Genomic DNA, 24,171 nt, shown 5'->3' with positions numbered 1-24,171 from the left:
AAAAGTGATTGAATGACGGCTCACGACGCCATCGCTGTCGTTCAGCGCTCAGGTCTGACGGTAGATGGCACATAGCTTGTGCCCATCAGGGTCCCGCACATAGCTTAGATGCATAGGCCCCATTCCACCCTCGCGCACGCCTGGCGGGTCTTCGATAGAGGTGCCGCCATGGGCCACGGCAACGTCGTGAAAGTCCCTGACTTGCTCCGGACTGTCACAGGCAAAGCCGATCGTCGCCCCGTTTGCTGAGGTTGCAGGCTGTCCATCGATCGGTTGCGTAATCGCGAGCAAGCCGCCGCCATGGCGATAGTAGAGCCGCTGATGACCGCTTTCCGCAGTGTACGGAATAGCTTCCTTCGTCATCCCGAGGACGCCCAACACCTGGTCGTAAAAGCGTTTGGACCGCTGAAGATCATTCGATCCGATCATGATGTGGTTAAAGATGTCCGTCTCCTTCGCCTCAAGCTTGCCGCTTCTCAATATCAGTGTGCCGTTGCATCCGGATCAGTGCAACGTCTTCTTTCCACCCATTCCGGCTGTTCATTTCTATGGGTTGACCTTCGTGAAGCTGGCGCATGGCGATTTACGGAAGCTGTTCGGGCGGAAGTGAGGGGTAGGGTTTTGGTTGCCCTCACTCTTCTGCCGACTTCGTCGGCTGCCTCCCTCACTCGGTAGGAGAGGGATTGGCTTACCGCGCGCCGGTCTCGTTTCGCGCGAAGGTGACGACGCACATGATCTTGTAGCGTTTGTGCGGGCCGCAGGCGGCGCCGGCGTGAGTCCATTGCGGGTCGTAGAGGGTGCGGCGATGGCCACGCGTCGGCACGGCGTCGTCGACGATGAACTGGCGGACGACTTCGGTCGCGCTGGGCGGGCCGTAGGTGATGACTTCGGCAACATAATCGCCGCCGCCGCGCCGGACGAGGCGCTGGCGCGCGCGGTCGCCATTGGCCGAGGCGTGGCCTGTTGCGCCGCGTGGCCCCTGTTCAGTGACGTGATCGCGCGCGGCCCGGGCGAGGAGCGGGGCAGGGGCAAGCCCGGCGAGCGGGGCCTTTTGCCGGAGGCCCGCGATGGCTTCATCGACCGCCGCTACCCCCTCGGCGGTGCGCAAGCCGTCCGGGTTGCCGGGATAGCGCACGATCTTGCCGCTGAACTGGCCGCGATAGGTGACGAGGCCAGCCGCGTAGCGGGCCGGATCGGCGCGCGCGCGGTTGATCTCGGCGATGATGGCGCGTTCGAGCGTTGGGTTGGCCTGCGCCGGGACGGCGGGGGTGAGGACGGCGGCCGCGAGGGCGATTGCATCGCGGATCGGGTGCTGGCGTTTTTCATGTCGTTTTTCGATGTGCGGCATAGTGTTCTTATAACCATATCGGTTCGTGTAGGAAAGTTTGGTCATAAAGCGGTTTGTTATCAGTGCGTTGGGTAACGGCGATCGGGCGGGGCCGTGGCTTAAGGCCGGTACTGCGCGCAGGATCGGAATCCAACGAAGGGCGACCATGCCGACCAACTTCGTACGGTGGAGCGATGCGACGGTGTCGCGATTGCGTGGGCAGATGTCCACGATCGACACGGTCGTGTGCGACAAGCCGGCATCGACCGGCGCAACCATCGGCAGCGCGGCGCATTGTTAGCGATGAATGGAATTTTTTAAGTGAGGTCATGATGAGCAAGGTTGTGCCAGTGGTCCTGGCGGCTGCGCCATTGCTCGTGTTGCTGACGGCGATGGTTTCCGGTTAGATCGATCCCCCTTCGCGAGGGATGAAAGGCCGTCCGGCGCGATCCGGGCGGCCTTTTCTTGTGGCGGATGCGAGGGGATGGCGATGGCTTGCGCGTTCGCCCGGTGAACGTCGCTGGCATTGCTCGCCGCTCGGTGGACCCCGGTACAAGGGCGGGGTGACGGATGAAGGGCGGGGAGCGGGTCGAGGCCGGGTCGGGCCGACGACGCGCGATGCCGTCCGTGATCCCGCGGGGCCGGCGCCTTTCGTCAGGCTGCGCAATGTCGCCACCGTGGCAGGGCGGCATAGAAAAGGCCGCCCGCGGTTGCCCGGGGCGGCCTGTTCTGGTTGCCGGAACGGCGTAGGGGTTTAGCCCTGCGCTTCGTCCTGGGCGGGTTCGTCGCGGACTTCCGCGCTGGCACCCGGTTCGGCATTGGGATCGTAATCCTCGGTGAAGCCGGCTTCGTCCTTTTCGAACATCGCCTCCATCACGTTGACGCCCTGCGCCTGCATCTCGGCCTCTTCCGGCGAGCGTGCGACGTTGACCTTGACGGTCACGGCGACTTCGGCGTGGAGCGCGACGCGAACTTCGTAGAGGCCGATCGCCTTGATCGGCTTGTCGAGGACGACCTGCGCCTTGTTGACCTTGTGGCCATCGGCGTTGAGCGCTTCGACGACATCGCGCACCGCGACCGAGCCGTACAGCTGGCCGGTGTTCGACGCCTGACGGATCAGGGTGACCGAAACGCCGTCAAGGCCCTTCGACTCCTTCTCGGCGTCCGCGCGCTTGGCGGCGTTCTCGGCGACCAGGCGTTCCTTGTTCGCTTCGAAGACCTTGCGGTTGGCTTCGTTCGAACGAAGCGCCTTCTTGTTCGGCAGCAGGAAGTTACGGGCAAAGCCGTCCTTCACACGCACCACGTCGCCGATATGGCCGAGCTTTTCGACCCGTTCGAGCAGAATGACTTCCATGGGTTCCGCTCCTTACTTAACGATGAAGGGCAGCAGGCCCAGGTGACGGGCGCGCTTGATGGCGACGGCCAGCTCGCGCTGCTTCTTGGCGCTCACCGAGGTGATGCGCGACGGGACGATCTTGCCGCGTTCGGACACGAAGCCCTGAAGCAGACGAACGTCCTTGTAATCGATCCGGGGCGCGTCCTTCGCGGAGAAGGGGCAGCTCTTGCGGCGGCGGAAAAAGGGTCGTGCCATGATACTTTCTCCTTACTCGCCCTGCGCGCCGAAGCCGGTGCTGGTGTTGCCACCTTCTTCGCGGTCGCGACGCGGGCCACGGCCACGCTCACGCTCTGCACCCTTGCGCATCATCACGGTCGGGCCCTGCTCGAGCGCGTCGACACGGACGGTCATGTAGCGGATCACGTCTTCGTTGATCTGCGTCTGACGCTCCAGCTCGGCGACGACGCCGGCGGGCGCATCGATTTCGAGCATGACGTAGTGCGCCTTGCGGTTCTTCGCGATCTTGTAGGCGAGCGAACGAAGACCCCAGGTTTCGGTCTTCACGACCTTGCCATTGTTGTCCTCGACGATCTTGGTGGCGGTTTCCGCCAGCGTGTCCACTTGCGCCTGTGCCAGGTCCTGGCGCGCAAGGAACACATGCTCGTACAGAGCCATGCGTCTTTTCTCACTGTTGGCCGATCGCTGACGCCCGCACCATGCGAGACGCCCCTCCGGCTGTCGTTCATGCACTTGATCGCGGCAGGCGGACCTGTCGCGAAGCGGGGGCCATTACGCGGGATCGACCCGAAAGGCAAGCGGCGGCGCATCGCTGCGCCGCCGCCCGGAGGAAGCCTCTGGAAGGCTTAGCGGATCACGTTGGCGAGGACTGCCGCGATGATGCCGCTGGTGATGCCGACCAGCACCGCATCATTGCCCGACTGGACGTAGCGGTAGCCACGCGGCGGAGCCTTGAGCCCGCGATACTGGCGGTAGTCGATCTGCCGGTAGTTGCGGGCATAGCGGCTGTCGAAACGCTCACCGCGCTTCCAGTTGCGATGCTGATAGCGAACCGGGGTCTGCCGGACCGTCTTCTGCTTGATGACCGTGCGGCCGTTCGGCTTGTGCTTGACCACCGTGGTGGTGTGGCGCTGAGCCGCCGCGGCGGGGGCTGCGGCCAGGATCGGGCTGGCGACCAGCGTGGTGGCGAGCGCGGCTGCGATGAACTTCTTCATGGACTGTCTCCTCGTTGAACTGCTGCCCTGTGACTGGGCGACGAGTGCAATTTGGGGGCGGGGTGTCGCGAAGGTTTCCCAACGATACGGCAGAATGGTCGCGCTTTGTCGCAAGCCGTTCAGCTTCGTTCAGCTTGCGAGCGGCAAATCCCGGTCCTAGTGCGGCTGCCTGATTTCACGGGAGCCGAGTTCATGCGTGCATTCATCTTTCCAGGGCAGGGGAGCCAGTCGGTCGGCATGGGCCTGACCCTGAGCCAGGCGAGCGCGACGGCGCGCGAGGTGTTCCAGGAAGTGGACGAAGCGCTGGGCCAGAACCTGTTCAAGCTGATGAGCGAGGGGCCGGAGGATCAGCTGTTGCTGACCGAGAATGCGCAACCGGCGATCATGGCGCACGCCATCGCGGTGCTGCGCGTGCTGGAGCAGGAAGGCGGCGTGCGGCTGGCGGACAAGGCGGACTTCGTCGCCGGGCATTCGCTGGGCGAGTATACCGCCTTGTGCGCGGCGGGGGCGCTGGACCTGTCGACCACGGCGCGGCTGTTGAAGCTGCGCGGGCAGGCGATGCAGGCGGCGGTGCCGGTGGGCGAGGGCGCGATGGCCGCGCTGTTGGGCGCGGACCTCACCAAGGCGCAGGCAATTGCCGACGCGGCGGCGGAGGGCGAGGTGTGTTCGGTCGCGAACGACAACGATCCATCACAGGTTGTGATTTCGGGCGCGAAGGCGGCGATCGATCGTGCGGTCGGGCTGGCCAAGGACCATGGCGCCAAGCGTGCGGTGCTGCTGCCGGTGTCGGCGCCGTTCCACTGCCCGCTGATGCAGCCGGCGGCGGAGGCGATGGAGGCCGCGCTGGCGGATGTGGCGCTGCGCGCGCCGCTGGTGCCGGTATATGCCAATGTGACGGCGGCGCCGGTGAGCGATCCCGACACGATCCGCACGCTGCTGGTCGAGCAGGTCACGGGCATGGTGCGGTGGCGCGAGTCGGTGAGTGCGATGTTCGAGGCAGGCGTGGGCGAGTTCGTCGAACTGGGCGGCAAGGTGCTGGGCGCGATGGTCAAGCGCATCGCGCCGGACGCGGGCGTGACGAGCGTGGTGACGATGGATGACATCGAGGCGCTGGAGAAGGCGCTATAGAAAGCGAAGGTAAATGGTTCACGCAAAGGCGCAAAGGCGCGAAGATGGACGAGCTTGAGGCAGCGGCGGCCGATGTCATCGATGCAGCGCTTTTGCTGCATCGGCAACTTGGGCCGGGTCTGCTTGAGAGCGTCTACGAAGCGGTGCTCGCCGCCGAACTGCGTCGCCGTGGCCATTCTGTCATTCGGCAACAGCCGATCGACTTTACCTTCAACGGCATGCAGTTCGACGGAGCTTTCAAGGTAGATCTGATTGTTGGACCCGGATTGATCGTCGAGATCAAGTCGGTCGAGCGAGTGGGCGGCGTTCACGTCAAGCAGCTGTTGACCTATCTGCGTCTGATGGAGCAGCCCCTTGGGCTGCTCGTTAATTTCGGCGGCGAAACCCTGAAGGAAGGCGTGCGCCGCGTCATCAACAGCCACAACGGCTTTGCGTCTTAGCGCCTTTGCGCGAACCATTTTCTTCTTTCTCTATTTCGGAGTGTTTCAATGTTCGACCTTACAGGCATGACCGCGCTGGTGACGGGGGCTTCGGGGGGGATTGGGTCCTCGATTGCGAAGGCGCTGGCAGGGCAGGGGGCTCGGCTGGCGGTTTCGGGATCGAATGCCGAGAAGCTGGAGGCGTTTCGCGCGGAACTGGGCGGGGAGCATGTCGCGCTTGCCTGCAACCTGTCAGACGGGGCGGCGGTCGATGCGCTGGTGCCTTCGGCCGTGGAAGCGCTGGGGAAGATCGACATCCTGGTCAACAATGCCGGCGTGACGCGCGACAACCTTGCCATGCGGATGAAGGACGAGGAGTGGGATCAGGTGATCCGCGTGAACCTGGAGGCCGCGTTCCGCCTGATCCGCGCGGCCGCCAAGCCGATGATGAAGGCGCGCTATGGCCGGATCGTCTCGATCACCTCGGTCGTCGGCGCGACCGGCAATCCGGGGCAGGCCAATTATGCCGCGTCCAAGGCAGGGCTGGTCGGCATGTCGAAGGCGCTGGCGCAAGAGCTGGCGAGCCGCAACATCACGGTGAACTGCGTCGCGCCGGGCTTTATCCGGTCGGCCATGACCGACGTGCTGCCCGAGGCGCAGAAGACCGCGTTGCTCACCAAGATTCCGGCCGGCGATCTGGGGTCGGGCGAGGATATTGGGGCGGCGGTGGTGTATCTGGCCAGCAAGGAAGCAGGCTATGTCACCGGACAAACGCTGCACGTGAACGGCGGGATGGCCATGATCTGAGCGAATTTCTTCTCCCTGTGGGAGAGGGAGGAAGCGCCGCAGGCGCGGAAGGGTGAGGGTGATCGAGAGGCCGGTCGCCCTCACCCCTCCCACTCGCTGCGCGAGCGGGTCCCTCCCCTCTCCCGATGGGAGAGGGGGATTCCGCCTCTTGCGCAGGGCCGATTGCCGTTCTACCTGCGTTCAGGAAATTCCAAAAACGTCTCAATCTAGAAGGAACAGGGTATGAGCGAGACCGCCGATCGCGTGAAGAAGATCGTCGTCGAGCATCTCGGCGTCGAAGCCGAGAAGGTGACCGAGGACGCGAGCTTCATCGACGACCTGGGCGCGGACAGCCTCGACATCGTCGAGCTGGTGATGGCGTTCGAAGAGGAATTCGGCGTCGAGATCCCCGACGATGCCGCCGAGAAGATCACGACCGTCAAGGACGCGATCACCTATATCGACGAGAATCAGGGCTAAGCGGCCTCGCCGCCATGCCGGCCCGGCTGGGCAGGATTTGACGAACGGCTTCCGGTCCCGGAAAGGGGTTGGGAGCCGTTTCGTTGTGCAGAAGAGTTCGGAGAGAAGATATGCGCCGCGTCGTCGTGACTGGCCTTGGCCTCGTGACCCCGCTGGGTGCGGAGGTCGAAACCGCGTGGAAGAACATCATCGCGTCGAAATCCGGCGCGGGTACGATCACGCGATTCGATGCGACCGATTTCCAGAGCAACTATGCCTGCGAAGTGAAGCCGGCCGACCACGAATATGGCTTTGACGCGGGCAAGCGGGTGGATCACAAGATCCAGCGCCAGGTCGATCCGTTCATCGTCTATGGCATCGATGCCGCAGGTCAGGCGATCGAGGACGCGGGCCTCGTTGACATGACCGAGGAACAGCGGCTGCGCGCCGGTTGCTCGATCGGATCGGGCATCGGCGGACTGCCGGGGATCGAGAGCGAATCGCTGGTGCTGGCCGAGAAGGGGCCGAAGCGGGTTTCGCCGCACTTCGTCCACGGGCGCCTCATCAACCTGATCTCAGGCCAGGTTTCGATCAAGTACGGCCTGATGGGGCCGAACCACGCGGTGGTGACGGCATGCTCGACCGGCGCGCATTCGATCGGCGACGCCGCGCGGATGATCGCGATGGACGACGCCGACGTGATGCTGGCGGGCGGCGCGGAAAGCACGATCTGTCCGATCGGCATCGCGGGCTTCGGTCAGGCGCGCGCGTTGTCGACGGGGTTCCGCGACGAACCGTGGCGCGCGAGCCGGCCGTGGGACCAGGGCCGCGACGGCTTCGTCATGGGCGAAGGCGCGGGCATCGTGGTGCTCGAGGAATATGAGCACGCCAAGGCGCGCGGCGCGAAGATCTATGCCGAGGTCGTCGGCTATGGCCTGTCGGGCGACGCCTATCACGTGACCGCACCGCATCCGGAAGGGTCGGGCGCGTTCCGTTCGATGCAGATGGCGATGAAGAAGTCCGGCCTGGCGCTGAGCGACATCGATTACATCAACGCGCACGGCACCTCGACCCCGCTGGGCGACGAGTTGGAGCTGGGCGCGGTGCGCCGCCTGTTCGGCGACGCGATCGGCGGGCTGTCGATGAGCTCGACCAAGTCGGCGATCGGCCACCTGCTGGGCGGCGCGGGCGCGGTGGAGAGCATCTTCTGCATCCTGGCGATGCGCGACGGGATCGTGCCGCCGACGCTGAACCTGGACGATCCGAGCGAGAATTGCGCGGGCGTGGACCTGGTGCCGCACACCGCCAAGGAGCGGAAGGTGAAGGCCGTGCTGAACAATTCGTTCGGCTTTGGCGGGACCAACGCGTCGCTGGTCATGAAGGCGGTCGACTGACCCGATCGGGAGGGCCGGAGCAGTGGTGCGTAAACTCGGCTGCTTCGGTGTCCTCGTCATGCTCGCGCTGGCGGGTGCGGCGTTCTGGGCGGTCAGCCAATGGGGCGGAGCGGGGCCGGCAAAGGCGAATGTGACGGTCGAAGTGCCGGCCGGTGCGACGCTGTCGGCCGCGGCGCAGGCGATGGAAAAGGCCGGCGCGATCGGCGATGCCACCACCTTCCTGTGGATGGCGCGCATCTTTGGCGACGATGCGCCGATCCAGGCCGGCGAGTACCGCGTTCCGGCGGGGATCAGCCAGTCGGACGTGCTCAAGATGATGCAGGGCGGCAAGACGCTGCAACGCTTCGTCATGGTGCCCGAAGGGATGCCATCGATCATGGTGCACGAGCGGCTGATGGCCGCGCCGCACCTGGACGGGTCGGTCGCGGTGCCGGCAGAGGGATCGGTGCTGCCCGACAGCTATGCCTATGCGCGCGGCGACACGCGGGCGAAGGTGCTGGCGAGCATGCAGGCGGCGATGACGAAATATCTCGCGGCGGCGTGGGCGAAGCGGAAGCCAGGGATCGCGGTGAACACGCCGGAGGAGGCGATCATCCTTGCCTCGATCGTCGAGAAGGAAACGGGCAAGCCCGAGGAGCGGCGGATGGTCGCGGGCGTCTATTCCAACCGGTTGAAGCGCGGGATGCCGCTGCAGGCCGATCCGACGGTGATCTATCCGGTGACCAAGGGCAAGCCGCTGGGGCGCCGCATCCTGCGGTCGGAACTTCAGGCGAAGAACGGGTATAATACCTATGCCAGCGCCGGATTGCCGATCGGGCCGATCGCCAACCCGGGCCGGGCGAGCATCGACGCGGTGCTGGACCCCGAGCAGACGAACGCGCTGTATTTCGTGGCGGACGGCAGCGGCGGGCATATCTTTGCCGACACGCTGGAGCAGCATAATGCCAATGTGCAGAAATGGTATGCGCTGCGGCGAGCGCGGGGGGAGATGTAGGGTTTTGGTTCGCGGCGCTGGGTGTTCGGGATGGAGCCGCATGAGATCGCGGCTTTCGCCGGGATGACGAACAAGGGCCGAGTCCGTCATCCCGGCGAAAGCCGGGATCTCGGGCCACGAGCGCGACGGTAGGGACGACGGATGGCGCGCGGCGGTTGGGTGTATATCATGACCAACAAGCCGCGTGGGGTGCTTTACACCGGCGTCTGCGCCGATCTGGCAGCGCGAGTGACGCAGCATTGCGCGGGCGAGGGATCGAACTTCTGCAAGCGGTACAATCTGACGCGCTTGTGTTCGCGGAGCCGGCTGAGCTGATCGTCGATGCGATCGCTCGCTAGAAGATGATCAAGGAGTGGAAGCGGGATTGGAAGATCGCGTTGGTCGAACAGATCATCCCATCCCGGGTTGATCTGTTCGAGCGGATCAATGGGTAGCCGGCGAGGGCGGGTGTTGGCGGCCTGAGATCCCGGCTTCCGCCGGGATGACGGCTGGCTGGGATGGAGCCGCCTGAGATCCCGGCTTTCGCCGGGATGCCGGCTTACCTGAGTGCTGCGGCCGCGCGCGCCAGCTGCTCGACTTCCTCGTAGCTCGCGCCCTTTGGCGTGACCCAGCTGCCGCCGACGCACAGGACGGGGTCGAAGGCGAGCCAGTCGAGGGCGGTGGTCGGTGATACGCCGCCGGTGGGGCAGAATTTCGCTTCGTAGAAGGGTGCTGCGAGCGCCTTCAGCGATTTGAGGCCGCCGCTGGTCTCGGCGGGGAAGAATTTGAAGTGGCGCAAGCCCATGTCATAGCCGCGCATGATGTCGCCGGCGTTCGCGATGCCGGGGAGGAAGGGGACGCCGCTTTCGACGATCACGCTGCCCAGGCGTTCGGTGAGGCCGGGCGAGACGATGAATTCGGCGCCGGCGTCCATCACCTGCGCGAACTGGTCGGTGTTCACGACCGTGCCGGCGCCGACGATGGCACCGGTTACCTGCTTCATTTCGCGGATCGCATCGAGCGCGGCGGGCGTGCGCAGGGTGACTTCGAGCACCTTGAGGCCGCCGGCAACCAGCGCTTCGGCGAGGGGGCGCGCCGTGGCGACGTTGTCGATCACCAGAACCGGTATGACCGCGCTGGTCCGCATGATGGTTTCGATGTTCATTGTACATGCTCCTGCGCGAAAGCGGCCGCGGCGCCGTAAAGGCCTGGTTGCGGATGCGTGATGAGTTTGACCGGAATGCCGGCCATTAGCGACTGGAAGCGGCCCTTGGCAATGAAGCGCTGACCGAAGCCCGAGTCGAGCAAGCGATCCTTGAGCCGCAGGCCGAGGCCACCGGCAATGACCACGCCGGTCGGACCGTGTGCGAGTGCGAGATCGCCCGCGACCGAGCCGAGGGCGAGGCAGAAGCGGTCGAGCGCGGCGGCGGCGAGCGCGTCCTTGCCCTCCAGCGCCAGGGTCCAGATCGCCCTGTCGTCGAGGCGGGCAACCGAGCGCCCCTCGATCTCGGCAAGCGTTTCGTAGATGCCGACGATGCCGGGTCCGGCGACGATGCGCTCGGCCGAGACGCGGGTGTAGCTGGGGCGAAGGTGGCGGACCAGGCGATCCTCGATCTCGTCATGCGGGGCGAAGTCGATATGCCCGCCCTCGGTCTGGATGACGTGATAGCCGGCGCCCGGGCCGGGGCGGAACACCTGCGCGACGCCGAGGCCCGTGCCGGGGCCGCAGACGGTGATCGAGCCTTTTTGCGGGAAGGGCGTGTCGGGGCCGCAGAGATGGACGAAGTCGCTGTCGGGCAATTGGCCGACGGCATGGCCGACCGCGCCGAAATCGTTGACGATGGTGAAGGCGTCGACTTGCAGCCGCTCCTTCACCAGCAGCGGGCGGATGATCCAGGGATTGTTGGTGAGCTTGATCAGCTCGTCATTCACCGGCGAAGCGACGGCGATGGCGGCGGCACGAGGCAGGGGACGGTCGGCGATTTCCGCAAAGGCCTGCCATGCCAGTTGCAGGCTGGAGTGTTCGGCGGTCTTTTGCGTGACCGGCTCGCCGAGCGCGACGACGCGGCCAGCCTCGACCGTGGCGATGGCGAAGCGGGCGTGCGTGCCCCCGATATCGACTGCGACGACTTCCATTCGACCTCTAGCCCGTCATCCGGCGAACGCCGCGATCTGGTGCCGCAAGCGCGACGATGGAGCCGCCCGAGATCCCGGCTTTCGCCGGGATGACGGCTGTTGGGCGCGGCCGTTCACAGCCCCGCAGCGGCGAGCATGGCCGACGCGCCGGCTTCGGCCTCGCTGGCGGTGTGGCGCATGAGGGCGAACAGCTCGCGGCCGATGCCATGGTGCGCCGGGGGGGCCACGGCCTGCTCACGCGCGGCCCACTCGACCGGATCGACCAGCGCTTCGAGCACGCCCGCTTCGGCATCAAGTCGGACGAGGTCGCCGTTACGCAGCTTGCCGATCGGACCGCCGCCCAGTGCCTCGGGCGAGAGGTGGATCGCGGCCGGGACCTTGCCCGAGGCGCCCGACATGCGCCCGTCGGTGACGAGCGCGACCCGGAACCCCTTGTTCTGAAGCACGCCGAGCGGCGGGGTGAGCTTGTGCAGTTCGGGCATGCCGTTGGCGCGGGGGCCCTGGAAGCGGACGACGACCACGACGTCGCGATCGAGTTCGCCGGCCTTAAACGCGTCCTGCACGCCCTGTTGGTCATCGAACACGCGGCAGGGGGCTTCGATGATCCAGCGGTCGCGCTGCACGGCGCTGACCTTGATGCAGGCGCGGCCGAGATTGCCGGCGAGGATGCGGAAGCCGCCTTCGGGCGAGAAGGGCGCGTCGATGGTGCGCAGGATGCTGTCGTCGCCGCTGGTCTCGCCATGGTCGCGCCAGACCAGACGGTCGCCGTCGAGATCCGGCTTGCGCGTGTAGTCGGCGAGGCTGTCGCCGGCGACCGGGACGATATCGCGATGCAGGAGACCTTCCTTGAGCAGCTCCCGGATCACGAAGGTGGGGCCACCGGCATCCTCGAACCCGTTCACATCGGCCGAGCCGTTGGGATAGACGCGGGCGAGCAGGGGCACGGTGCGCGAGAGGCGGTCGAAATCCTCCCAGTCGATCAGGATTCCGGCGCAACGCGCGATGGCGGGCAGGTGGATCAGGTGGTTGGTCGAGCCGCCGGTGGCGAGCAGGACGACCGCGGCATTGACGATCGCACGTTCATCCACGGTGCGAGCAATCGGGCGGTAGTCATTGGTATTCCAGCCGATTTCCGGCAGGCGCTGAACCGCGGCGCGGGTAAGTTCCTGACGCAGCTTCGTGCCCGGATTGACGAAGGAGGCACCCGGCATGTGCAGGCCCATCGCCTCCATCATCATCTGATTGGAGTTGGCGGTGCCGTAGAAGGTGCAGGTCCCCTTGCCATGATAGGCCGCGATTTCGCTGTCGAGCAGTTGGTCGCGCGTCGCCTTCCCCTCTGCGAACAGCTCACGCACGCGTGCCTTGTCGCTGTTGGCGATGCCGGTGCGCATCGGTCCGCCGGGGATCATCACCATCGGCAGATGACCGAAGCGCAGCGCGCCCATCAGCAAGCCTGGCACGATCTTGTCGCAGATGCCGAGCAGGGCGGCGCCCTCGAACACATTGTGGCTGAGCGCCACGGCCGTGGAGAGCGCGATGGTGTCGCGGCTGAACAGCGAGAGTTCCATGCCGGCATAGCCCTGCGTCACGCCGTCGCACATCGCGGGCACGCCGCCTGCAACCTGCGCGGTGGCGCCTGCCTCCAGCGCCCAGACCTTCATCTGTTCGGGATAGCGATAATAGGGCGCATGGGCCGAGAGCATGTCGTTGTACGCGGTGACGATGCCGATGTTCATGCTGCGGCCGTCCTTCAGCCGCTCGCGCTGCTCGTTGGTGCCGGCAAAGGCGTGGGCAAGGTTGGCGCAGCCGAGGCCCGGCCGGCCGATGCCATGCTCGCGCTGTTCGTCCATGAGCGCGATATAGGCGGCACGGCCCGGGCGCGAGCGTTCGATGATGCGATCGGTGACGGCGGCGATTTCGGGATGGAGTGTCATACGCGGCCCTGCATTCTCATGTTGTCGCCCTCACCCTTCCGCCGCTGCGCGGCTCCCTCCCTCTCCCGGTGGGAGAGGGAAAGAAGGTTGGTCATTCGTGCCAGTGGATATCGACCGGCAGGTCGGTCTCGGCCAGTACGCGGCCGATCGGGTGGCTGGACGAGGGGCCTTGTTCGGCGGCCTTTTCCAGCACCTTGCGCTTTTCCGCGCCGGTGATCGCGATCATCAGCGACTTGGCGTTCGCTATGGCGGCGGCGGAGAGGGTCACGCGGGCGAGGGGTGCTTCCTTGGGCAGGGGATCGGGCATGACGCCGAGCGCGCGGCGCTCCTTGGGGCCGGCGAGCGCCTCGTCATAATCGGGGCCGGGGAAGATCGAGGCGGTGTGGCCGTCCGCGCCCATGCCGAGCAGGACGAGGTCGAGCGGCCAGTGCAGGTCCTGAAGCCGTGCGTCCGCGGCGCGGCCGGCGGCCTTATAGTCCTCCGCCTTGTCGCTGATCAGCGGGATGACGCGCGCGCCCTTGGGAATGAAGGTCTTGCCCAGCGCGGTGACGTTGGACAGCGGGTCGCCGAGCGGGACCAGCCGGTCATCGGTCGGGACGATCGTCACGCGCTTCCAGTCCAACTTGGCACTGGCGAGCTTGGCATAGATCGGCGCCGGCGTGGTGCCGCCGGGCAGCGCGATCACCGCGCCGCCACGCGCGTCGATCGCGCTTTCGATGATGAAGCCGATGTCGCCGGCGAGCGCTTCGGCCCATTCCTCGGCGTCTTCATAGTCCCACCATTCGATTTCTTCGGCCATCATTCACTCGCTTGTCTTGGGATATCGGTCAGCGCCCGAGCGCGCTTACTCGTTCCACGTTACACCGTCGCGTTCGGTCAGTCCGGCGGCAGCGGACGGGCCCCAGGTGCCCGCGGCATAGGGCTTTGGCTTGACGTCCGCGGCGTCCCAGCCGGCGCGGATTGCGTCGATCCAGTGCCATTGCGCCTCCACCTCGTCACGCCGCACGAACAAGGTAGGATCGCCCTCCAGCAAATCCAGCAACAGGCGTTCATAGGCGATGCGCCGGCGAGTGCTGGCAAATTCATGGTCGAGGCTCAAGTTCAGCGGCACTTCGCGCAGCCGCACGCCTTCCCGGTCGAGGCCCGGCTCCTTGGCCATCACTAGCAGGCGGACATATTCCTCAGGCTGGATGCGGATGATGAGGGTGTTGGATTGCAGCACCCCGCCGCGCTCGGCGAAGATCGAATGCGGCACCGGCTTGAACTGAACGACGATCTCGGACCGGCGCTCGGTCATGCGCTTGCCGGTGCGCAGATAGAAGGGGATGCCCTGCCAGCGCCAATTGTCGACATGCGCCTTGATCGCGACGAAGGTTTCGGTGCGCGAGGGCTTTTCCAGCTCCTCGGCATAGCCCGCCACGATCTTTCCGCTCGACGCGCCGCCGGTATATTGGCCCGTAACGGTGAGGTTGGCGGCGTCCTTCCCGACGATGGGCCGCAGCGAGCGCAGCACCTTCACCTTTTCGTCGCGGATCGACGTGCCGTCGAAGCGGGCGGGCGGCTCCATCGCGATCAGCGCGAGCAGCTGGAGGATATGGTTCTGCACCATGTCGCGCAGCGCGCCGACATCGTCATAATAGCCGGCGCGGCCTTCCAGCCCGACGGTTTCGCTGACCGTGATCTGGACATGATCGATGCCGGTCGCGTTCCACACCGGCTCGAACAGCGAATTGCCGAAGCGCAGCGCGAGGATGTTCTGGACGGTTTCCTTGCCCAGATAGTGATCGATGCGGAAGGTGCGGTTTTCGGGGAAGACGGCGGCGACGGCGTCGTTGATCTCGCAGCTTGAGGCAAGGTCGAAGCCGAGTGGCTTTTCAAGGCCGATGCGGACATTGTCGCCGGCAAGGCCAGCCGAGGCGAGACCCTGAATGGTCGGTTCGAACAGGCTGGGCGCGGTCGAGAGGAAGATGGCGAGGCCATCGGAAATGTCGCCGAGCTTTTCCGCGAGCGCACCAAAGCCGTCGGTCTTCGACGCATCGAGCGGCTGATATTGCAGACGATCGAGAAAGCTCGCAATCCTCGCCTCGTCCTTGCGATCTTCGGGCAGGTGCGTGGCCAGCGCCTTTGCGGCAAAGTCGCGATATTCGGCATCGGACAAGCTTGACCGCGCCGTGCCAGTGATCGTCAGACCCGGCGACAAAAGCGCATCGGCGTGCAGGCCGTAGAGCGAGGGCAGCAACATGCGCTGCGCCAGGTCGCCGGTCGCGCCGAAAAGCAGCAATTTGCCGAATGGATCCCGCATCGTGCCTCCGTTGAACGTGGCCGATCCCTAGCGGCCGATCGTCGCAGGGCAAGCGCGCTTTGGCTTTTCGAGCCTAAAGCACCAGGCCTGCGGTCTGGTCGAGCCCGGCCATGATGTTGAGGTTCTGCACCGCCGCGCCGCCGGCGCCCTTGCCCAGATTGTCGAGCGTCGCGACGAGGCGGGCGTGGCCGCGTTCCGGGTTGCCGAACACGCGCAGGTGCATGCGATCGGTGCCGGCGACTTCCTCGACGGTCAGCGCCGCCACGCCTTCTGTGGGCAGGACATAGACCACGGGAGAATCGCGATAGGCGTCGGCCAGCGCTGCCTCGATCGCCTGGACCGACGGCTTGCGCGGTAGGGCGTGGAGCGCGAGCGGCACTTCGATCAGCATGCCGCGATAAGCGCGTGCGACGGCGGGTTGGAAGATCGGCGCGTGTTCGATGCGCGCGTGCTTCTGCATTTCGGGCAGATGCTTGTGTTCAAGGCCAAGGCCATAGGCGCGGAAGGCGGTGTCGGTGCCACCGGCGTCGCTGGCGTTTTCGAACTCGGAGATCATCGCCTTGCCCCCGCCCGAATATCCCGACGCGCCGCTGGCCGATAGCGGCCAGTCGGGCGGGATAAGGCCCGCGCGGACCAGCGGGCGGACGAGCGCGAGGAATCCGGTCGGCCAGCAGCCGGGGTTGCTGACCAGCCGTGCGTCGTGGATCGCCGCAGCCTGCGATGGCTCAAGCTCGGCAAAGCCATAGGTCCAGCCGTCGGCAATGCGATGCGCCGTCGAGGCGTCGATGATGCGAGTGGCGGGGTTGGTGGTCAGCTCGACCGCCTCGCGCGCGGCGTCGTCGGGCAAGCAGAGGATCACGAAATCGGCAGCGTTGAGCGCTTGAGCGCGCTTCTTCGCGTTCTTGCGATCCTCGTCGGCGAGCGCGATCAGCTCGATCTCGGCCCGCCCGGCGAGCCGGTCGGCGATTTCGAGGCCAGTCGTCCCGGCGGCGCCGTCGATGAAAACGGTGATGGTCATGACAGCGGCTTCAACCGATCCGCCGCGACATAGCCCACCAGACCAAGCGCGGGCGCCCGGCCCCAGGCGATGCCTGCGGACAGTTCGAGCACTTCGAAGCGATCGCCCGTGTCAAGCTGGGCCAATGGTGCGGCGTCGGTCCCACGGCTTTCAAGCAGCGGGGCGGGGGCGGCCAGAACATAATCGACCGGCGCGGCATAATGCGGCGCGAACACGCGGTCGGCGAGGCGGACATCGGCCAGGTCGCGACGGGCCGCATCGTTGCGCGGATCGATCCGCACCGATCGCCCGGTCAGCGCGAATCGGCTACGCGGCGCCCCGGACCGCGTGGCCTGCGCCGAGTTCGCCGGTGACGAATTGTCCGAATTCTGCAAGAAACTCCGCCCCTTCCGATGTGCGCGCGACGAAGATGTTGCGTTTGTCGGTGTCGTCGCGCTGGCGGCGCAGATAGCCGAGGCTGCCCAATCTGTTCAAGGCGCGCGTCACGACCGGTTTCGAGACATTCAGCGCCTTCGCCAGCCCGCGTACCGTGTGCGGTCCCGAATCGAGATAGACCAGCAGCATGAGCGCCATCTGGCGGTTGGTAAGGTCCGGCTCGCCCGACCGGACATAGTCGATCAGCGTCGACTTCCAGTTGTACAGCGAATGGTCGCTCATCGCGTTCATCGCACGGCACTCGCGTTTTTGGTTGCAGTTCCGCAAGAAGCGGGGCTTTCGGGGACATTAACGTCCCGATAGGCAACGAGTTTCAGGCGCTTGGCGAAATGTTGCGCCAAGGTGACGATGCAGGCCCGAGCCGGTTCAGGCCCGCGCGGCGACGGACGGCGCATCGGACGCAGGGCGGCGTGATGCAGCATCACCCGGTTGATCCTTGCGCGCCGCTCCCCTATGTCGCCGCTTTCCCGCGAAAGACCGACATGCTGTTCACCTTCCTCCTCGTCGTCCATGCCATCATCGCCGCGCTGCTGGTGACGGTGATCCTGATGCAGAAGTCGGAAGGCGGCGGCCTGACCACCGGGGGCAGCCCGTCGGGGTTGATGTCGGCGCGCGGCGCGGCGAATCTGCTGACGCGTGCGACCGCCGTGCTGGCCGGCCTGTTCATCGCGATGAGCATCACGCTGGCCGTGATCGCGGCGACGCGCGGCGGTGACGAGATCGACACCAGCCGCGCGACCACGCCGACGCAGAGCGTGCCGGCGAGCGGCCCGCTGCCGGCCACGCAGCCGACCGGCGTTCCGGCAGCGCCGGCCGACAACAGCGCCGTCCCGCTCGCCAACTAACGGCGACACCGATCATTTAATTTGGCGGCGTCCGGAGTCGGGCGCTTGCCCCAACTTGTGCATAGAGGATAAGCGGTGACTCCCATGACGCGGTATATTTTCATCACCGGCGGCGTGGTCTCCTCGCTTGGCAAGGGCCTGATGGCCGCCAGCCTCGCCGCGCTGTTGCAGGCGCGCGGGTACAAGGTGCGCATCCGCAAGTTCGACCCCTATCTGAACGTCGATCCGGGCACGATGAGCCCGTATCAGCATGGCGAAGTCTATGTGACCGACGACGGGGCGGAGACGGACCTGGATCTGGGCCATTACGAACGCTTTACCGGCGTCGCGTCGCGCCAGTCGGACAACATCACGTCCGGCCGCATCTACAAGACGATCATCGAGCGCGAGCGGCGTGGCGATTATCTGGGCGCGACGGTTCAGGTCATCCCGCACGTGACCGACGCGATCAAGGATTTCGCGCAGGCCGAGACCGAGGGTCTGGATTTCGTGCTGTGCGAGATCGGCGGGACGGTGGGCGACATCGAATCGCTGCCGTTCATCGAGGCGATCCGCCAGTTGAAGAACGAGTTGGGCCGGGGCCGGTCGATCAGCGTGCACGTGACGCTGGTGCCGTACATCGCCGCGGCAGGCGAATTGAAGACCAAGCCGACTCAGCACAGCGTGCGCGAACTGGCCTCGCTGGGCGTGGCGCCGGACGTGCTGGTGTGCCGCGCGGAAAAGCCGCTGCCGGCCGGCGAGCGAGCCAAGATCGCGCAATTCTGTAACGTGCCGGCGAGCGCGGTGATTCCGGCGCTGGATGCCCGGAGCATCTATGCCGTGCCGATGCAATATCATGCCGAGGGGCTGGACCGCGAAGTGCTGCGCGCGTTCGGGATCGAGCCGGGCGCGGACCCCGACCTTAGCCGCTGGAGCGAGATTACCGAGCGGCTGTTCAACCCGGAGGGCGAGGTGACGATCGGCGTGGTCGGCAAATATGTCGGCCTGCCGGACGCGTACAAGTCGCTGCAGGAAGCGCTGGTGCATGGCGGCATCGCCAACAAGGTGAAGGTCAACCTCGAATGGCTGGACGCCGAATTGTTCGAGAAGGACGAGGCGGAGATCGCCGCGACGCTCGAGCCGATGCACGGCATTCTGGTGCCGGGCGGGTTCGGCGAGCGCGGCAGCGAGGGCAAGATCGCGTCGGTGCGCTTTGCCCGCGAGCGGAATGTGCCGTTCTTCGGCATCTGCCTTGGCATGCAGATGGCGTGCATCGAGGGCGCGCGGAACACGGCTGGGATCGGTGAGGCGTCCTCTACCGAATTCGGGCCGACGAGCGAGCCGGTGGTCGGCATCATCACCGAATGGATGAGCGAAGAGGGCATCCAGACGCGCGAGGAAGGCGGCGACCTGGGCGGCACGATGCGGCTGGGCGCCTATGACGCGAGGCTGGCCGGGAACAGCCAGGTTTCGGCGATCTATGGCTCGGGCGAGATCAGCGAACGGCACCGTCATCGTTACGAGGTGAACGGGTCGTATCGCGAGGCGCTGGAGCAGGGCGGCCTCATGTTCACCGGCATGTCGCCCGACGGGCTGCTGCCCGAGATCGTCGAACGGCCGGACCATCCGTGGTTCATCGGCGTGCAGTTCCATCCGGAGCTGAAGTCCAAGCCGTTCGACCCGCACCCGCTGTTCGCGAGCTTCATCGAGGCGGCGGTGAAGCATTCGCGGCTGGTGTGAGGTTTTGCGCCCGGCGTGAAGAAGAAATGGTTCGCGCAAAGGCGCTAAGGCGCGAAGAAGAAAGAAGTAGCTGGTTCACGCAGAGACGCGGAGGACGCAGAGATGCTGTATCCGGTGCGCAACGCTCACTCTTTTAACTAGCGTCGCGACAAGCTTAGCCGTTGCATGAATGGATGCCGCTAACGCGGCGGGCCACATCTCTGCGCTCTCCGCGTCTCTGCGTGAAAATCTCTTACTTCTTTGCGCCCTTCGCGCCTTTGCGTGAAACGACCTTCTTCTAAACGCTCTCCAACGCCCGCGCCTTCGCCTTCAACCGCCAGGCGTGCAGCAGCGGTTCGGTGTAGCCGTTCGGCTGCTCAAGCCCTTCGAACACCAGTGCGCGGGCGGCTTGATAGGCGAGGCTGTCGGGGTTGCCGGCCATCGGCTGGTAGAGCAAATCGCCTGCGTTCTGCGCATCGACCTTGGCCGCCATGCGCTCGAACGCCGCGTCGATCTCTTGCGCCGTGGTGACGCCGTGGAGCAGCCAGTTGGCCATGTGCTGCGAACTGATGCGCAGCGTCGCACGGTCTTCCATGAGGCCGATATCGTGGATGTCGGGCACTTTCGAGCAGCCGACGCCCTGGTCGATCCAGCGCACGACATAGCCGAGGATCCCCTGGGCATTGTTGTCGAGTTCGTCGCGGATCTCCTGCGCGCTCCAGTTCCGGCCGTTCGCCAGCGGGATGCTGAGCAGCGCGTCGAGCGAGGCGGCGTTGGCGGGTGCGACGTCCTGACGGCGGGCAAAGGCGTCGACGCCGTGATAGTGGGTGGCGTGCAGCACGGCGGCGGTGGGTGAGGGGACCCAGGCGGTGTTGGCACCGGTCTGCACATGGCCGACCTTCTGTTCCAGCATGTCGGCCATGCGATCCGGGGCGGCCCACATACCCTTGCCGATCTGCGCCTTGCCATCCAGGCCGCAGGCGAGGCCGATGGCGACGTTGCGCGCCTCGTACGACTTGATCCAGTCGGCGTTTTTCATGTCGCCCTTGCGCAGCATCGCGCCGGCGCGCATCGCCGTGTGCATCTCGTCCCCGGTGCGATCGAGGAAGCCGGTGTTGATGAACATCACGCGGTGGCGCACGGCGTGGATGCAGGCGGCGAGGTTGGCCGAGGTGCGGCGCTCCTCGTCCATCACGCCGACCTTCAGCGTATGGCGATCGAGGGCGAGCAGATCCTCGATGGCGTCGAACAGGTCGTTAGTGAAGGCGGCTTCGTCGGGGCCGTGCATCTTGGGCTTGACGATATAGACCGAGCCGGTGCGGCTGTTGCTGAAGCGGCCGTTGCCCCGGAGGTCGTGAAGCGCGATCAAGCTGGTGACGATGCCGTCCATTATGCCTTCGGGGGCCTCGGCGCCGTCAGGCAGGCGGATCGCGGGTGTGGTCATCAGGTGGCCGACATTGCGTACCATCAACACGCTTCGGCCGGGCAAGGTGAAGGGGGTGCCGTCTGTGGCGGTGTAGTGGCGGTCTTCCTCCAACGCGCGGGTGAGCGTCCTGCCGCGCTTGTCGAAGCTGGCGGTGAGGTCGCCCTTCATTAGCCCGAGCCAGTTGGCATAGGCGGCAACCTTGTCATCGGCGTCGACCGCCGCGAGCGAATCCTCAAGGTCGACGATGGTCGAGAGCGCCGCTTCGAGGATCACGTCGGCCAGGCCGATCGAGTCGCTGCTGCCGATCGGGTGCGCCCGGTCGATGACGAGTTCGATGTGCAGGCCGTTATGGCGCAGCAGGAGGTTGTCGCCGTTGCGGGCGACGAGTTGCGACGGGTCGGCGAGGGTGGGTTCGCTGGTCAATTCGGCCCAGCTGCCGCTGGCGAGCGGGGCGGCGCGGTCGAGGAACGCCTTGGCCCAGGCGATGACCTGCGCGCCGCGCGCGGGGTCATAGCCGTTGCCAGTCGGGGCGCCCGGGATGGCGTCGGTGCCGTAGAGCGCGTCGTACAGGCTGCCCCAGCGCGCATTGGCGGCGTTCAGGAGGAAGCGAGCATTGAGGACCGGGACGACGAGCTGCGGCCCGGCGGTGGTGGCGATTTCCGGGTCGACATTGGCGGAGGTCACTTCGAACGGCGCGGGTTCGGGGACGAGATAGCCGATGTCCCGCAGGAACGCCTGATACTCGCCCGCGTCGATGGGCTGGCCGGCGCGGGCCTGGTGCCAGGCGTCGATCCGCGCCTGAAGATCGTCGCGCGTGGCGAGAAGCTGTGCGTTGCGGGGGGCGAAGCGGGCGAAGATGTCGGCCGCGCCGCGCCAGAAGGCGGCGGGATCGATGCCAGTGCCGGGCAGCGCCTGCGTTTCGATGAAGTCGGCGAGATTGTCCGCGACCTGAAGCCCAGCCTTGTCGATCATGTGTCACCTGTCCGTTTGGACCGAGTGTAGCGATTGCGCGGCTGTGCGGTAGCGGATAAAGAGGCAAAACTCTTTTGCCGAAAAGGAACAATTGGTGGACCCCGACTATGCGCTGTTCGCAAGCGTGGTGGAGGCGGGGAACCTGTCGGCGGCCGGGCGCATGCTGGGCATGTCGCCGGGGCAAGTGTCGAAGCGGCTGGCAAGGCTGGAGGCGCGGCTGGGCGTTCGGCTGGCGCATCGCACCACGCGCGCGCTGACGCTGACCGAGCAGGGCGCAGCATTTCATGCCGAGATCGCCGATGTGCTGGCGCGGCTGCGCGCGGCGGAGGCGCGGCTGATGGGATCGCGCGACGTGCCGGCGGGGCGGCTGAAGGGGACCGCGCCGACATCGTTCGGGCGGCTGCATGTCGCGCCGCATCTCGACGCCTTCCTGCGCGCCTGGCCTGAGGTGCAGCTGGAGATCGAGCTGTCGGATGGCTTTGCCGACATCATCGCCGCCCGCATCGACGTCGCGATCCGCATCACCGCGACGCCCGACCCGCGACTGGCGGCGCAGCGGCTGGCGACGAGCGCCCGCATCCTGTGTGCCGCGCCCGACTATCTCAGCGCATGGGGCGAGCCGCGATCGGTGAACGAACTCGCCAGGCATCGGCTGCTGGCGGCAGACGGGCAGTTGCCGTGGCTGTTGAGCGCCGGTGGCCGCCGCGTGACGGTGGCGGGGACGAGCCATGTCCGCACCAATTCGAGCGAGCTGGTGCGCGAGCTGGCGGTGAGCGGGGTGGGGATCGCGCTGCGGTCGCTATGGGACGTGGCCGAGTTGATCCGGGACGGGCGGTTGGTGCGCGTGTTGCCGCAGCTGGCCGGATCGGACGACGTCGCAATCTATGCGATGCATGCCCCGGCACCCGCGCTGACAGCCGCGGCGGCACGGTTCGTCGAGCATATGCAGGTGGCGCTGGCGCGACCTGCCTGGGGCTAGAAGCTGGCGGTCAGGTTGAACGAGTGATAGCGCGTCGTGCCGCCGCCAGGCGCGTTGGGCGCGTCGCGCAGGAAGCGCCCCTTGGCGAGGATGAGACCGTCATATTCGAAGCGCAGTCGCGTGGGGATGAGCCAGTAGCGCAGCCGCCCCTCGATCTGATGGCCGGCAAAGTCGCCCGCTTGGCCCGATGCGTCGCGCACGCCGGTGGTCGAGAAGCTGTCGCGCCGATCCGCCAGCCAGAGCGCGCGATAGGCGGCGAAGAGGTCGAGGCGCTTGCCCGGCGTCGCTTCGAAGCGAAGGCCGGCGGCGGCGATGTTGGCGCGGCCGACCGCATTGTAGAGGCCGGATGGCGCCAGTTCGGCGCGGCGCATACCGAACAGCGGGTCGAAACGGCCGTAGCGACCGCCGGGGCGATCGCCGCTGGCGCGGTCGAACTCGGCGGAGAGACGCGGCTGCCAGGATGAGGCAAAGGTGTAGCCGAGATCGGCGTGGACGAAGCTGGCGCTGACGCGTTGGCGCGCGGCGGTGGGCGCAAGCGAGGCGCTGATGCTGCCGGCCTGATAGAGCGCTTCGACCTCGACATCGAACTTGCCGGGGCGCGGATCGGCGAGGATGCGGCCGCCGAACGTGTCGAGCGAACGGTCGCGCGTCGGCCGGCCGGGCGCGTCGCGCTCGCCAAGGTGGAAGTAGGTCGCCTCGAGCATCGCAGGGCCGATCGTCTTCGCGCGGGTGATCTGGCCGCCCCACAGGACGAGATCGAAGCTTTCACGGTCGAGGCGCAGCCTTGCGTCGCGCACCGCGGCGGGATCGTCGGGCCGGCGCTGTTGCGGGAGCATGTAGATGAGGGTCGCCTTCCAGCCCATGGGAGCCGATAGGTCGGTGCGCAGACCGGTATAGCTGTTGGTGGTGTTGCGATAATCGTCGGCCGCGACCAGGCGGCGCGAGCCGAGATTGAGCATCATGCGCCCGGCGGTGAGCGTCAATTTCGTCCTGGGCCCGAACGCATTGCCGAAATCTGCGGCGGCATAGGCCTGAACGGGTTCGAGCGCGTTGACTTCGTTGGTGGTGATCGGCGTGCCTGCGTCACCGCCCCACACGCGGCTGTCGTACAGCTCGACGGCGACGCGCAGGTCGACCTTCCGATATTCGGCAAGGAACGTGGTGCGCAGATTGAGCAGGTCGTCGCTGCGGTTGAACCCGACGCGCGGCTGGTTCTCGATCACTTCGTAGCGCAGTCGGCTGGAGCCGGTGAGCGTCAGGCCATCGACTTGTGCGCAGGCGAGGGTCGGGGTGACTGCGCCGAGCACGATGGCGATGAAGGCAGCGCGAGTCATGATACAGCTGTTCCAAACGTTCAAATCGTATGATACAT

The 24,171-nt window shown here is 66.2% G+C and carries 27 protein-coding genes; 11 read left to right on the top strand and 16 right to left on the bottom strand.

Annotated elements, in window-relative coordinates:
- Positions 1-48 precede the first annotated feature (48 nt).
- On the bottom strand, positions 49-429 hold the full coding sequence (locus BFL28_RS18165; RefSeq protein ID WP_241527395.1) for a VOC family protein: 381 nt from the start codon (positions 427-429) through the stop codon (positions 49-51).
- Between the two features lie 13 nt (positions 430-442).
- Between BFL28_RS18165 and BFL28_RS21340 the strand changes: the two genes are divergently transcribed.
- Entirely contained in the window at positions 443-610 is a 168-nt protein-coding gene (locus BFL28_RS21340) for a hypothetical protein (RefSeq protein ID WP_206599152.1), read from the top strand.
- A gap of 78 nt (positions 611-688) precedes the next feature.
- On the opposite strand, the gene BFL28_RS18160 is transcribed toward BFL28_RS21340, so the two are convergent.
- From BFL28_RS18160 to BFL28_RS18140, 5 genes are all read right to left on the bottom strand, one after another.
- Complete coding sequence (locus BFL28_RS18160; RefSeq protein WP_206599148.1) at positions 689-1,567, bottom strand: CAP domain-containing protein; 879 nt, start codon at positions 1,565-1,567, stop codon at positions 689-691.
- A gap of 514 nt (positions 1,568-2,081) precedes the next feature.
- Positions 2,082-2,681: a 50S ribosomal protein L9 gene (gene rplI, locus BFL28_RS18155; RefSeq protein ID WP_069321916.1), complete on the bottom strand. Its 600-nt coding sequence runs from the start codon at positions 2,679-2,681 to the stop codon at positions 2,082-2,084.
- A gap of 12 nt (positions 2,682-2,693) precedes the next feature.
- Positions 2,694-2,918, bottom strand: a complete 225-nt coding sequence (gene rpsR, locus BFL28_RS18150; protein ID WP_069321915.1) for a 30S ribosomal protein S18 — start codon at positions 2,916-2,918, stop codon at positions 2,694-2,696.
- 12 nt (positions 2,919-2,930) lie between these two features.
- The gene (gene rpsF / locus BFL28_RS18145; protein ID WP_069321914.1) at positions 2,931-3,338 is read right to left on the bottom strand and encodes a 30S ribosomal protein S6; all 408 of its coding nucleotides are present in this window, start codon (positions 3,336-3,338) and stop codon (positions 2,931-2,933) included.
- A 188-nt stretch (positions 3,339-3,526) separates the two neighbouring features.
- Positions 3,527-3,895 carry an RcnB family protein gene (locus BFL28_RS18140; RefSeq protein WP_069321913.1) on the bottom strand — a complete coding sequence of 123 codons (369 nt, stop codon included), beginning with the start codon at positions 3,893-3,895 and terminating at the stop codon, positions 3,527-3,529.
- A gap of 192 nt (positions 3,896-4,087) precedes the next feature.
- On the opposite strand from BFL28_RS18140, the gene fabD reads away from it, so the two are divergent.
- The 7 genes from fabD to BFL28_RS21900 all read left to right on the top strand — a co-directional run bounded on the left by fabD (position 4,088) and on the right by BFL28_RS21900 (position 9,390).
- On the top strand, positions 4,088-5,023 hold the full coding sequence (gene fabD, locus BFL28_RS18135; RefSeq protein WP_069321960.1) for an ACP S-malonyltransferase: 936 nt from the start codon (positions 4,088-4,090) through the stop codon (positions 5,021-5,023).
- A gap of 44 nt (positions 5,024-5,067) precedes the next feature.
- Complete coding sequence (locus tag BFL28_RS18130) at positions 5,068-5,463, top strand: GxxExxY protein (protein ID WP_069321912.1); 396 nt, start codon at positions 5,068-5,070, stop codon at positions 5,461-5,463.
- 48 nt (positions 5,464-5,511) lie between these two features.
- Positions 5,512-6,249, top strand: coding sequence for a 3-oxoacyl-[acyl-carrier-protein] reductase (fabG, locus tag BFL28_RS18125; protein ID WP_069321911.1), 738 nt, complete (start codon positions 5,512-5,514; stop codon positions 6,247-6,249).
- 222 nt (positions 6,250-6,471) lie between these two features.
- Positions 6,472-6,708, top strand: a complete 237-nt coding sequence (locus BFL28_RS18120; RefSeq protein ID WP_066575645.1) for an acyl carrier protein — start codon at positions 6,472-6,474, stop codon at positions 6,706-6,708.
- A gap of 110 nt (positions 6,709-6,818) precedes the next feature.
- Positions 6,819-8,081, top strand: a complete 1,263-nt coding sequence (fabF, locus tag BFL28_RS18115; RefSeq protein ID WP_069321910.1) for a beta-ketoacyl-ACP synthase II — start codon at positions 6,819-6,821, stop codon at positions 8,079-8,081.
- Between the two features lie 25 nt (positions 8,082-8,106).
- Positions 8,107-9,075 carry an endolytic transglycosylase MltG gene (gene mltG, locus BFL28_RS18110; RefSeq protein ID WP_069321959.1) on the top strand — a complete coding sequence of 323 codons (969 nt, stop codon included), beginning with the start codon at positions 8,107-8,109 and terminating at the stop codon, positions 9,073-9,075.
- Between the two features lie 168 nt (positions 9,076-9,243).
- A complete protein-coding gene (locus BFL28_RS21900) occupies positions 9,244-9,390 on the top strand; it encodes a GIY-YIG nuclease family protein (protein WP_420911779.1) in 147 nt (48 codons plus the stop codon).
- Positions 9,391-9,613: 223 nt separating this feature from the next.
- On the opposite strand, the gene eda is transcribed toward BFL28_RS21900, so the two are convergent.
- From eda to BFL28_RS18065, 8 genes are all read right to left on the bottom strand, one after another.
- Complete coding sequence (gene eda, locus BFL28_RS18100) at positions 9,614-10,219, bottom strand: bifunctional 4-hydroxy-2-oxoglutarate aldolase/2-dehydro-3-deoxy-phosphogluconate aldolase (RefSeq protein ID WP_069321909.1); 606 nt, start codon at positions 10,217-10,219, stop codon at positions 9,614-9,616.
- On the bottom strand, positions 10,216-11,190 hold the full coding sequence (glk, locus tag BFL28_RS18095; RefSeq protein WP_069321908.1) for a glucokinase: 975 nt from the start codon (positions 11,188-11,190) through the stop codon (positions 10,216-10,218). Before glk ends, eda begins: the two co-directional genes overlap by 4 nt.
- Before the next feature lie 113 nt (positions 11,191-11,303).
- Entirely contained in the window at positions 11,304-13,124 is a 1,821-nt protein-coding gene (gene edd / locus BFL28_RS18090; protein ID WP_069321907.1) for a phosphogluconate dehydratase, read from the bottom strand.
- Between the two features lie 91 nt (positions 13,125-13,215).
- Positions 13,216-13,923: a 6-phosphogluconolactonase gene (pgl, locus tag BFL28_RS18085; RefSeq protein ID WP_079247299.1), complete on the bottom strand. Its 708-nt coding sequence runs from the start codon at positions 13,921-13,923 to the stop codon at positions 13,216-13,218.
- Positions 13,924-13,968: 45 nt separating this feature from the next.
- Positions 13,969-15,426, bottom strand: coding sequence for a glucose-6-phosphate dehydrogenase (gene zwf / locus BFL28_RS18080; protein WP_069321905.1), 1,458 nt, complete (start codon positions 15,424-15,426; stop codon positions 13,969-13,971).
- Between the two features lie 73 nt (positions 15,427-15,499).
- A complete protein-coding gene (gene argC / locus BFL28_RS18075) occupies positions 15,500-16,444 on the bottom strand; it encodes an N-acetyl-gamma-glutamyl-phosphate reductase (protein ID WP_069321904.1) in 945 nt (314 codons plus the stop codon).
- Positions 16,441-16,725, bottom strand: a complete 285-nt coding sequence (locus BFL28_RS18070; RefSeq protein WP_338152264.1) for an SH3 domain-containing protein — start codon at positions 16,723-16,725, stop codon at positions 16,441-16,443. The genes argC and BFL28_RS18070 overlap by 4 nt, the downstream gene beginning before the upstream one ends.
- 25 nt (positions 16,726-16,750) lie before the next feature.
- Positions 16,751-17,110 (bottom strand): MarR family transcriptional regulator, encoded by a 360-nt coding sequence (locus BFL28_RS18065; protein WP_069321903.1) that lies wholly within the window; start codon positions 17,108-17,110, stop codon positions 16,751-16,753.
- Positions 17,111-17,364: 254 nt separating this feature from the next.
- Here BFL28_RS18065 and secG point away from each other — a divergent pair, with 254 nt between their 5' ends.
- Positions 17,365-17,724: a preprotein translocase subunit SecG gene (secG, locus tag BFL28_RS18060; RefSeq protein ID WP_069321957.1), complete on the top strand. Its 360-nt coding sequence runs from the start codon at positions 17,365-17,367 to the stop codon at positions 17,722-17,724.
- 84 nt (positions 17,725-17,808) lie between these two features.
- Positions 17,809-19,443 (top strand): CTP synthase, encoded by a 1,635-nt coding sequence (locus BFL28_RS18055; RefSeq protein ID WP_069321902.1) that lies wholly within the window; start codon positions 17,809-17,811, stop codon positions 19,441-19,443.
- 277 nt (positions 19,444-19,720) lie between these two features.
- On the opposite strand, the gene BFL28_RS18050 is transcribed toward BFL28_RS18055, so the two are convergent.
- Positions 19,721-21,820 carry a malate synthase G gene (locus BFL28_RS18050; RefSeq protein WP_069321901.1) on the bottom strand — a complete coding sequence of 700 codons (2,100 nt, stop codon included), beginning with the start codon at positions 21,818-21,820 and terminating at the stop codon, positions 19,721-19,723.
- 94 nt (positions 21,821-21,914) lie between these two features.
- Between BFL28_RS18050 and BFL28_RS18045 the strand changes: the two genes are divergently transcribed.
- Positions 21,915-22,799 carry a LysR family transcriptional regulator gene (locus tag BFL28_RS18045; protein ID WP_119184642.1) on the top strand — a complete coding sequence of 295 codons (885 nt, stop codon included), beginning with the start codon at positions 21,915-21,917 and terminating at the stop codon, positions 22,797-22,799.
- Here BFL28_RS18045 and BFL28_RS18040 read toward each other — a convergent pair.
- Positions 22,796-24,133, bottom strand: coding sequence for an alginate export family protein (locus BFL28_RS18040; RefSeq protein WP_079247286.1), 1,338 nt, complete (start codon positions 24,131-24,133; stop codon positions 22,796-22,798). The two genes, BFL28_RS18045 and BFL28_RS18040, sit on opposite strands and share 4 nt — an antisense overlap.
- Positions 24,134-24,171 lie beyond the last annotated feature (38 nt).

It is taken from the genome of Sphingomonas turrisvirgatae (assembly GCF_001721295.1).
Taxonomy (GTDB): domain Bacteria; phylum Pseudomonadota; class Alphaproteobacteria; order Sphingomonadales; family Sphingomonadaceae; genus Sphingomonas; species Sphingomonas turrisvirgatae.
The sequence above is the reverse complement of the archived record's forward strand: the minus strand, read 5'-3'. Positions and strand labels throughout refer to the sequence as shown.

What these genes read in the sequence shown, in the direction of transcription:
- BFL28_RS18165 (WP_241527395.1), bottom strand. Translation starts at nt 429, where the DNA reads ATGATCGGATCGAATGATCTTCAGCGGTCCAAACGCTTTTACGACCAG.
- BFL28_RS21340 (WP_206599152.1), top strand. Translation starts at nt 443, where the DNA reads ATGTCCGTCTCCTTCGCCTCAAGCTTGCCGCTTCTCAATATCAGTGTG.
- rplI (WP_069321916.1), bottom strand. Translation starts at nt 2,681, where the DNA reads ATGGAAGTCATTCTGCTCGAACGGGTCGAAAAGCTCGGCCATATCGGC.
- rpsR (WP_069321915.1), bottom strand. Translation starts at nt 2,918, where the DNA reads ATGGCACGACCCTTTTTCCGCCGCCGCAAGAGCTGCCCCTTCTCCGCG.
- rpsF (WP_069321914.1), bottom strand. Translation starts at nt 3,338, where the DNA reads ATGGCTCTGTACGAGCATGTGTTCCTTGCGCGCCAGGACCTGGCACAG.
- BFL28_RS18140 (WP_069321913.1), bottom strand. Translation starts at nt 3,895, where the DNA reads ATGAAGAAGTTCATCGCAGCCGCGCTCGCCACCACGCTGGTCGCCAGC.
- fabD (WP_069321960.1), top strand. Translation starts at nt 4,088, where the DNA reads ATGCGTGCATTCATCTTTCCAGGGCAGGGGAGCCAGTCGGTCGGCATG.
- BFL28_RS18130 (WP_069321912.1), top strand. Translation starts at nt 5,068, where the DNA reads ATGGACGAGCTTGAGGCAGCGGCGGCCGATGTCATCGATGCAGCGCTT.
- fabG (WP_069321911.1), top strand. Translation starts at nt 5,512, where the DNA reads ATGTTCGACCTTACAGGCATGACCGCGCTGGTGACGGGGGCTTCGGGG.
- BFL28_RS18120 (WP_066575645.1), top strand. Translation starts at nt 6,472, where the DNA reads ATGAGCGAGACCGCCGATCGCGTGAAGAAGATCGTCGTCGAGCATCTC.
- fabF (WP_069321910.1), top strand. Translation starts at nt 6,819, where the DNA reads ATGCGCCGCGTCGTCGTGACTGGCCTTGGCCTCGTGACCCCGCTGGGT.
- BFL28_RS21900 (WP_420911779.1), top strand. Translation starts at nt 9,244, where the DNA reads ATGACCAACAAGCCGCGTGGGGTGCTTTACACCGGCGTCTGCGCCGAT.
- eda (WP_069321909.1), bottom strand. Translation starts at nt 10,219, where the DNA reads ATGAACATCGAAACCATCATGCGGACCAGCGCGGTCATACCGGTTCTG.
- glk (WP_069321908.1), bottom strand. Translation starts at nt 11,190, where the DNA reads ATGGAAGTCGTCGCAGTCGATATCGGGGGCACGCACGCCCGCTTCGCC.
- edd (WP_069321907.1), bottom strand. Translation starts at nt 13,124, where the DNA reads ATGACACTCCATCCCGAAATCGCCGCCGTCACCGATCGCATCATCGAA.
- pgl (WP_079247299.1), bottom strand. Translation starts at nt 13,923, where the DNA reads ATGGCCGAAGAAATCGAATGGTGGGACTATGAAGACGCCGAGGAATGG.
- zwf (WP_069321905.1), bottom strand. Translation starts at nt 15,426, where the DNA reads ATGCGGGATCCATTCGGCAAATTGCTGCTTTTCGGCGCGACCGGCGAC.
- argC (WP_069321904.1), bottom strand. Translation starts at nt 16,444, where the DNA reads ATGACCATCACCGTTTTCATCGACGGCGCCGCCGGGACGACTGGCCTC.
- BFL28_RS18065 (WP_069321903.1), bottom strand. Translation starts at nt 17,110, where the DNA reads ATGAACGCGATGAGCGACCATTCGCTGTACAACTGGAAGTCGACGCTG.
- BFL28_RS18055 (WP_069321902.1), top strand. Translation starts at nt 17,809, where the DNA reads ATGACGCGGTATATTTTCATCACCGGCGGCGTGGTCTCCTCGCTTGGC.
- BFL28_RS18050 (WP_069321901.1), bottom strand. Translation starts at nt 21,820, where the DNA reads ATGATCGACAAGGCTGGGCTTCAGGTCGCGGACAATCTCGCCGACTTC.
- BFL28_RS18040 (WP_079247286.1), bottom strand. Translation starts at nt 24,133, where the DNA reads ATGACTCGCGCTGCCTTCATCGCCATCGTGCTCGGCGCAGTCACCCCG.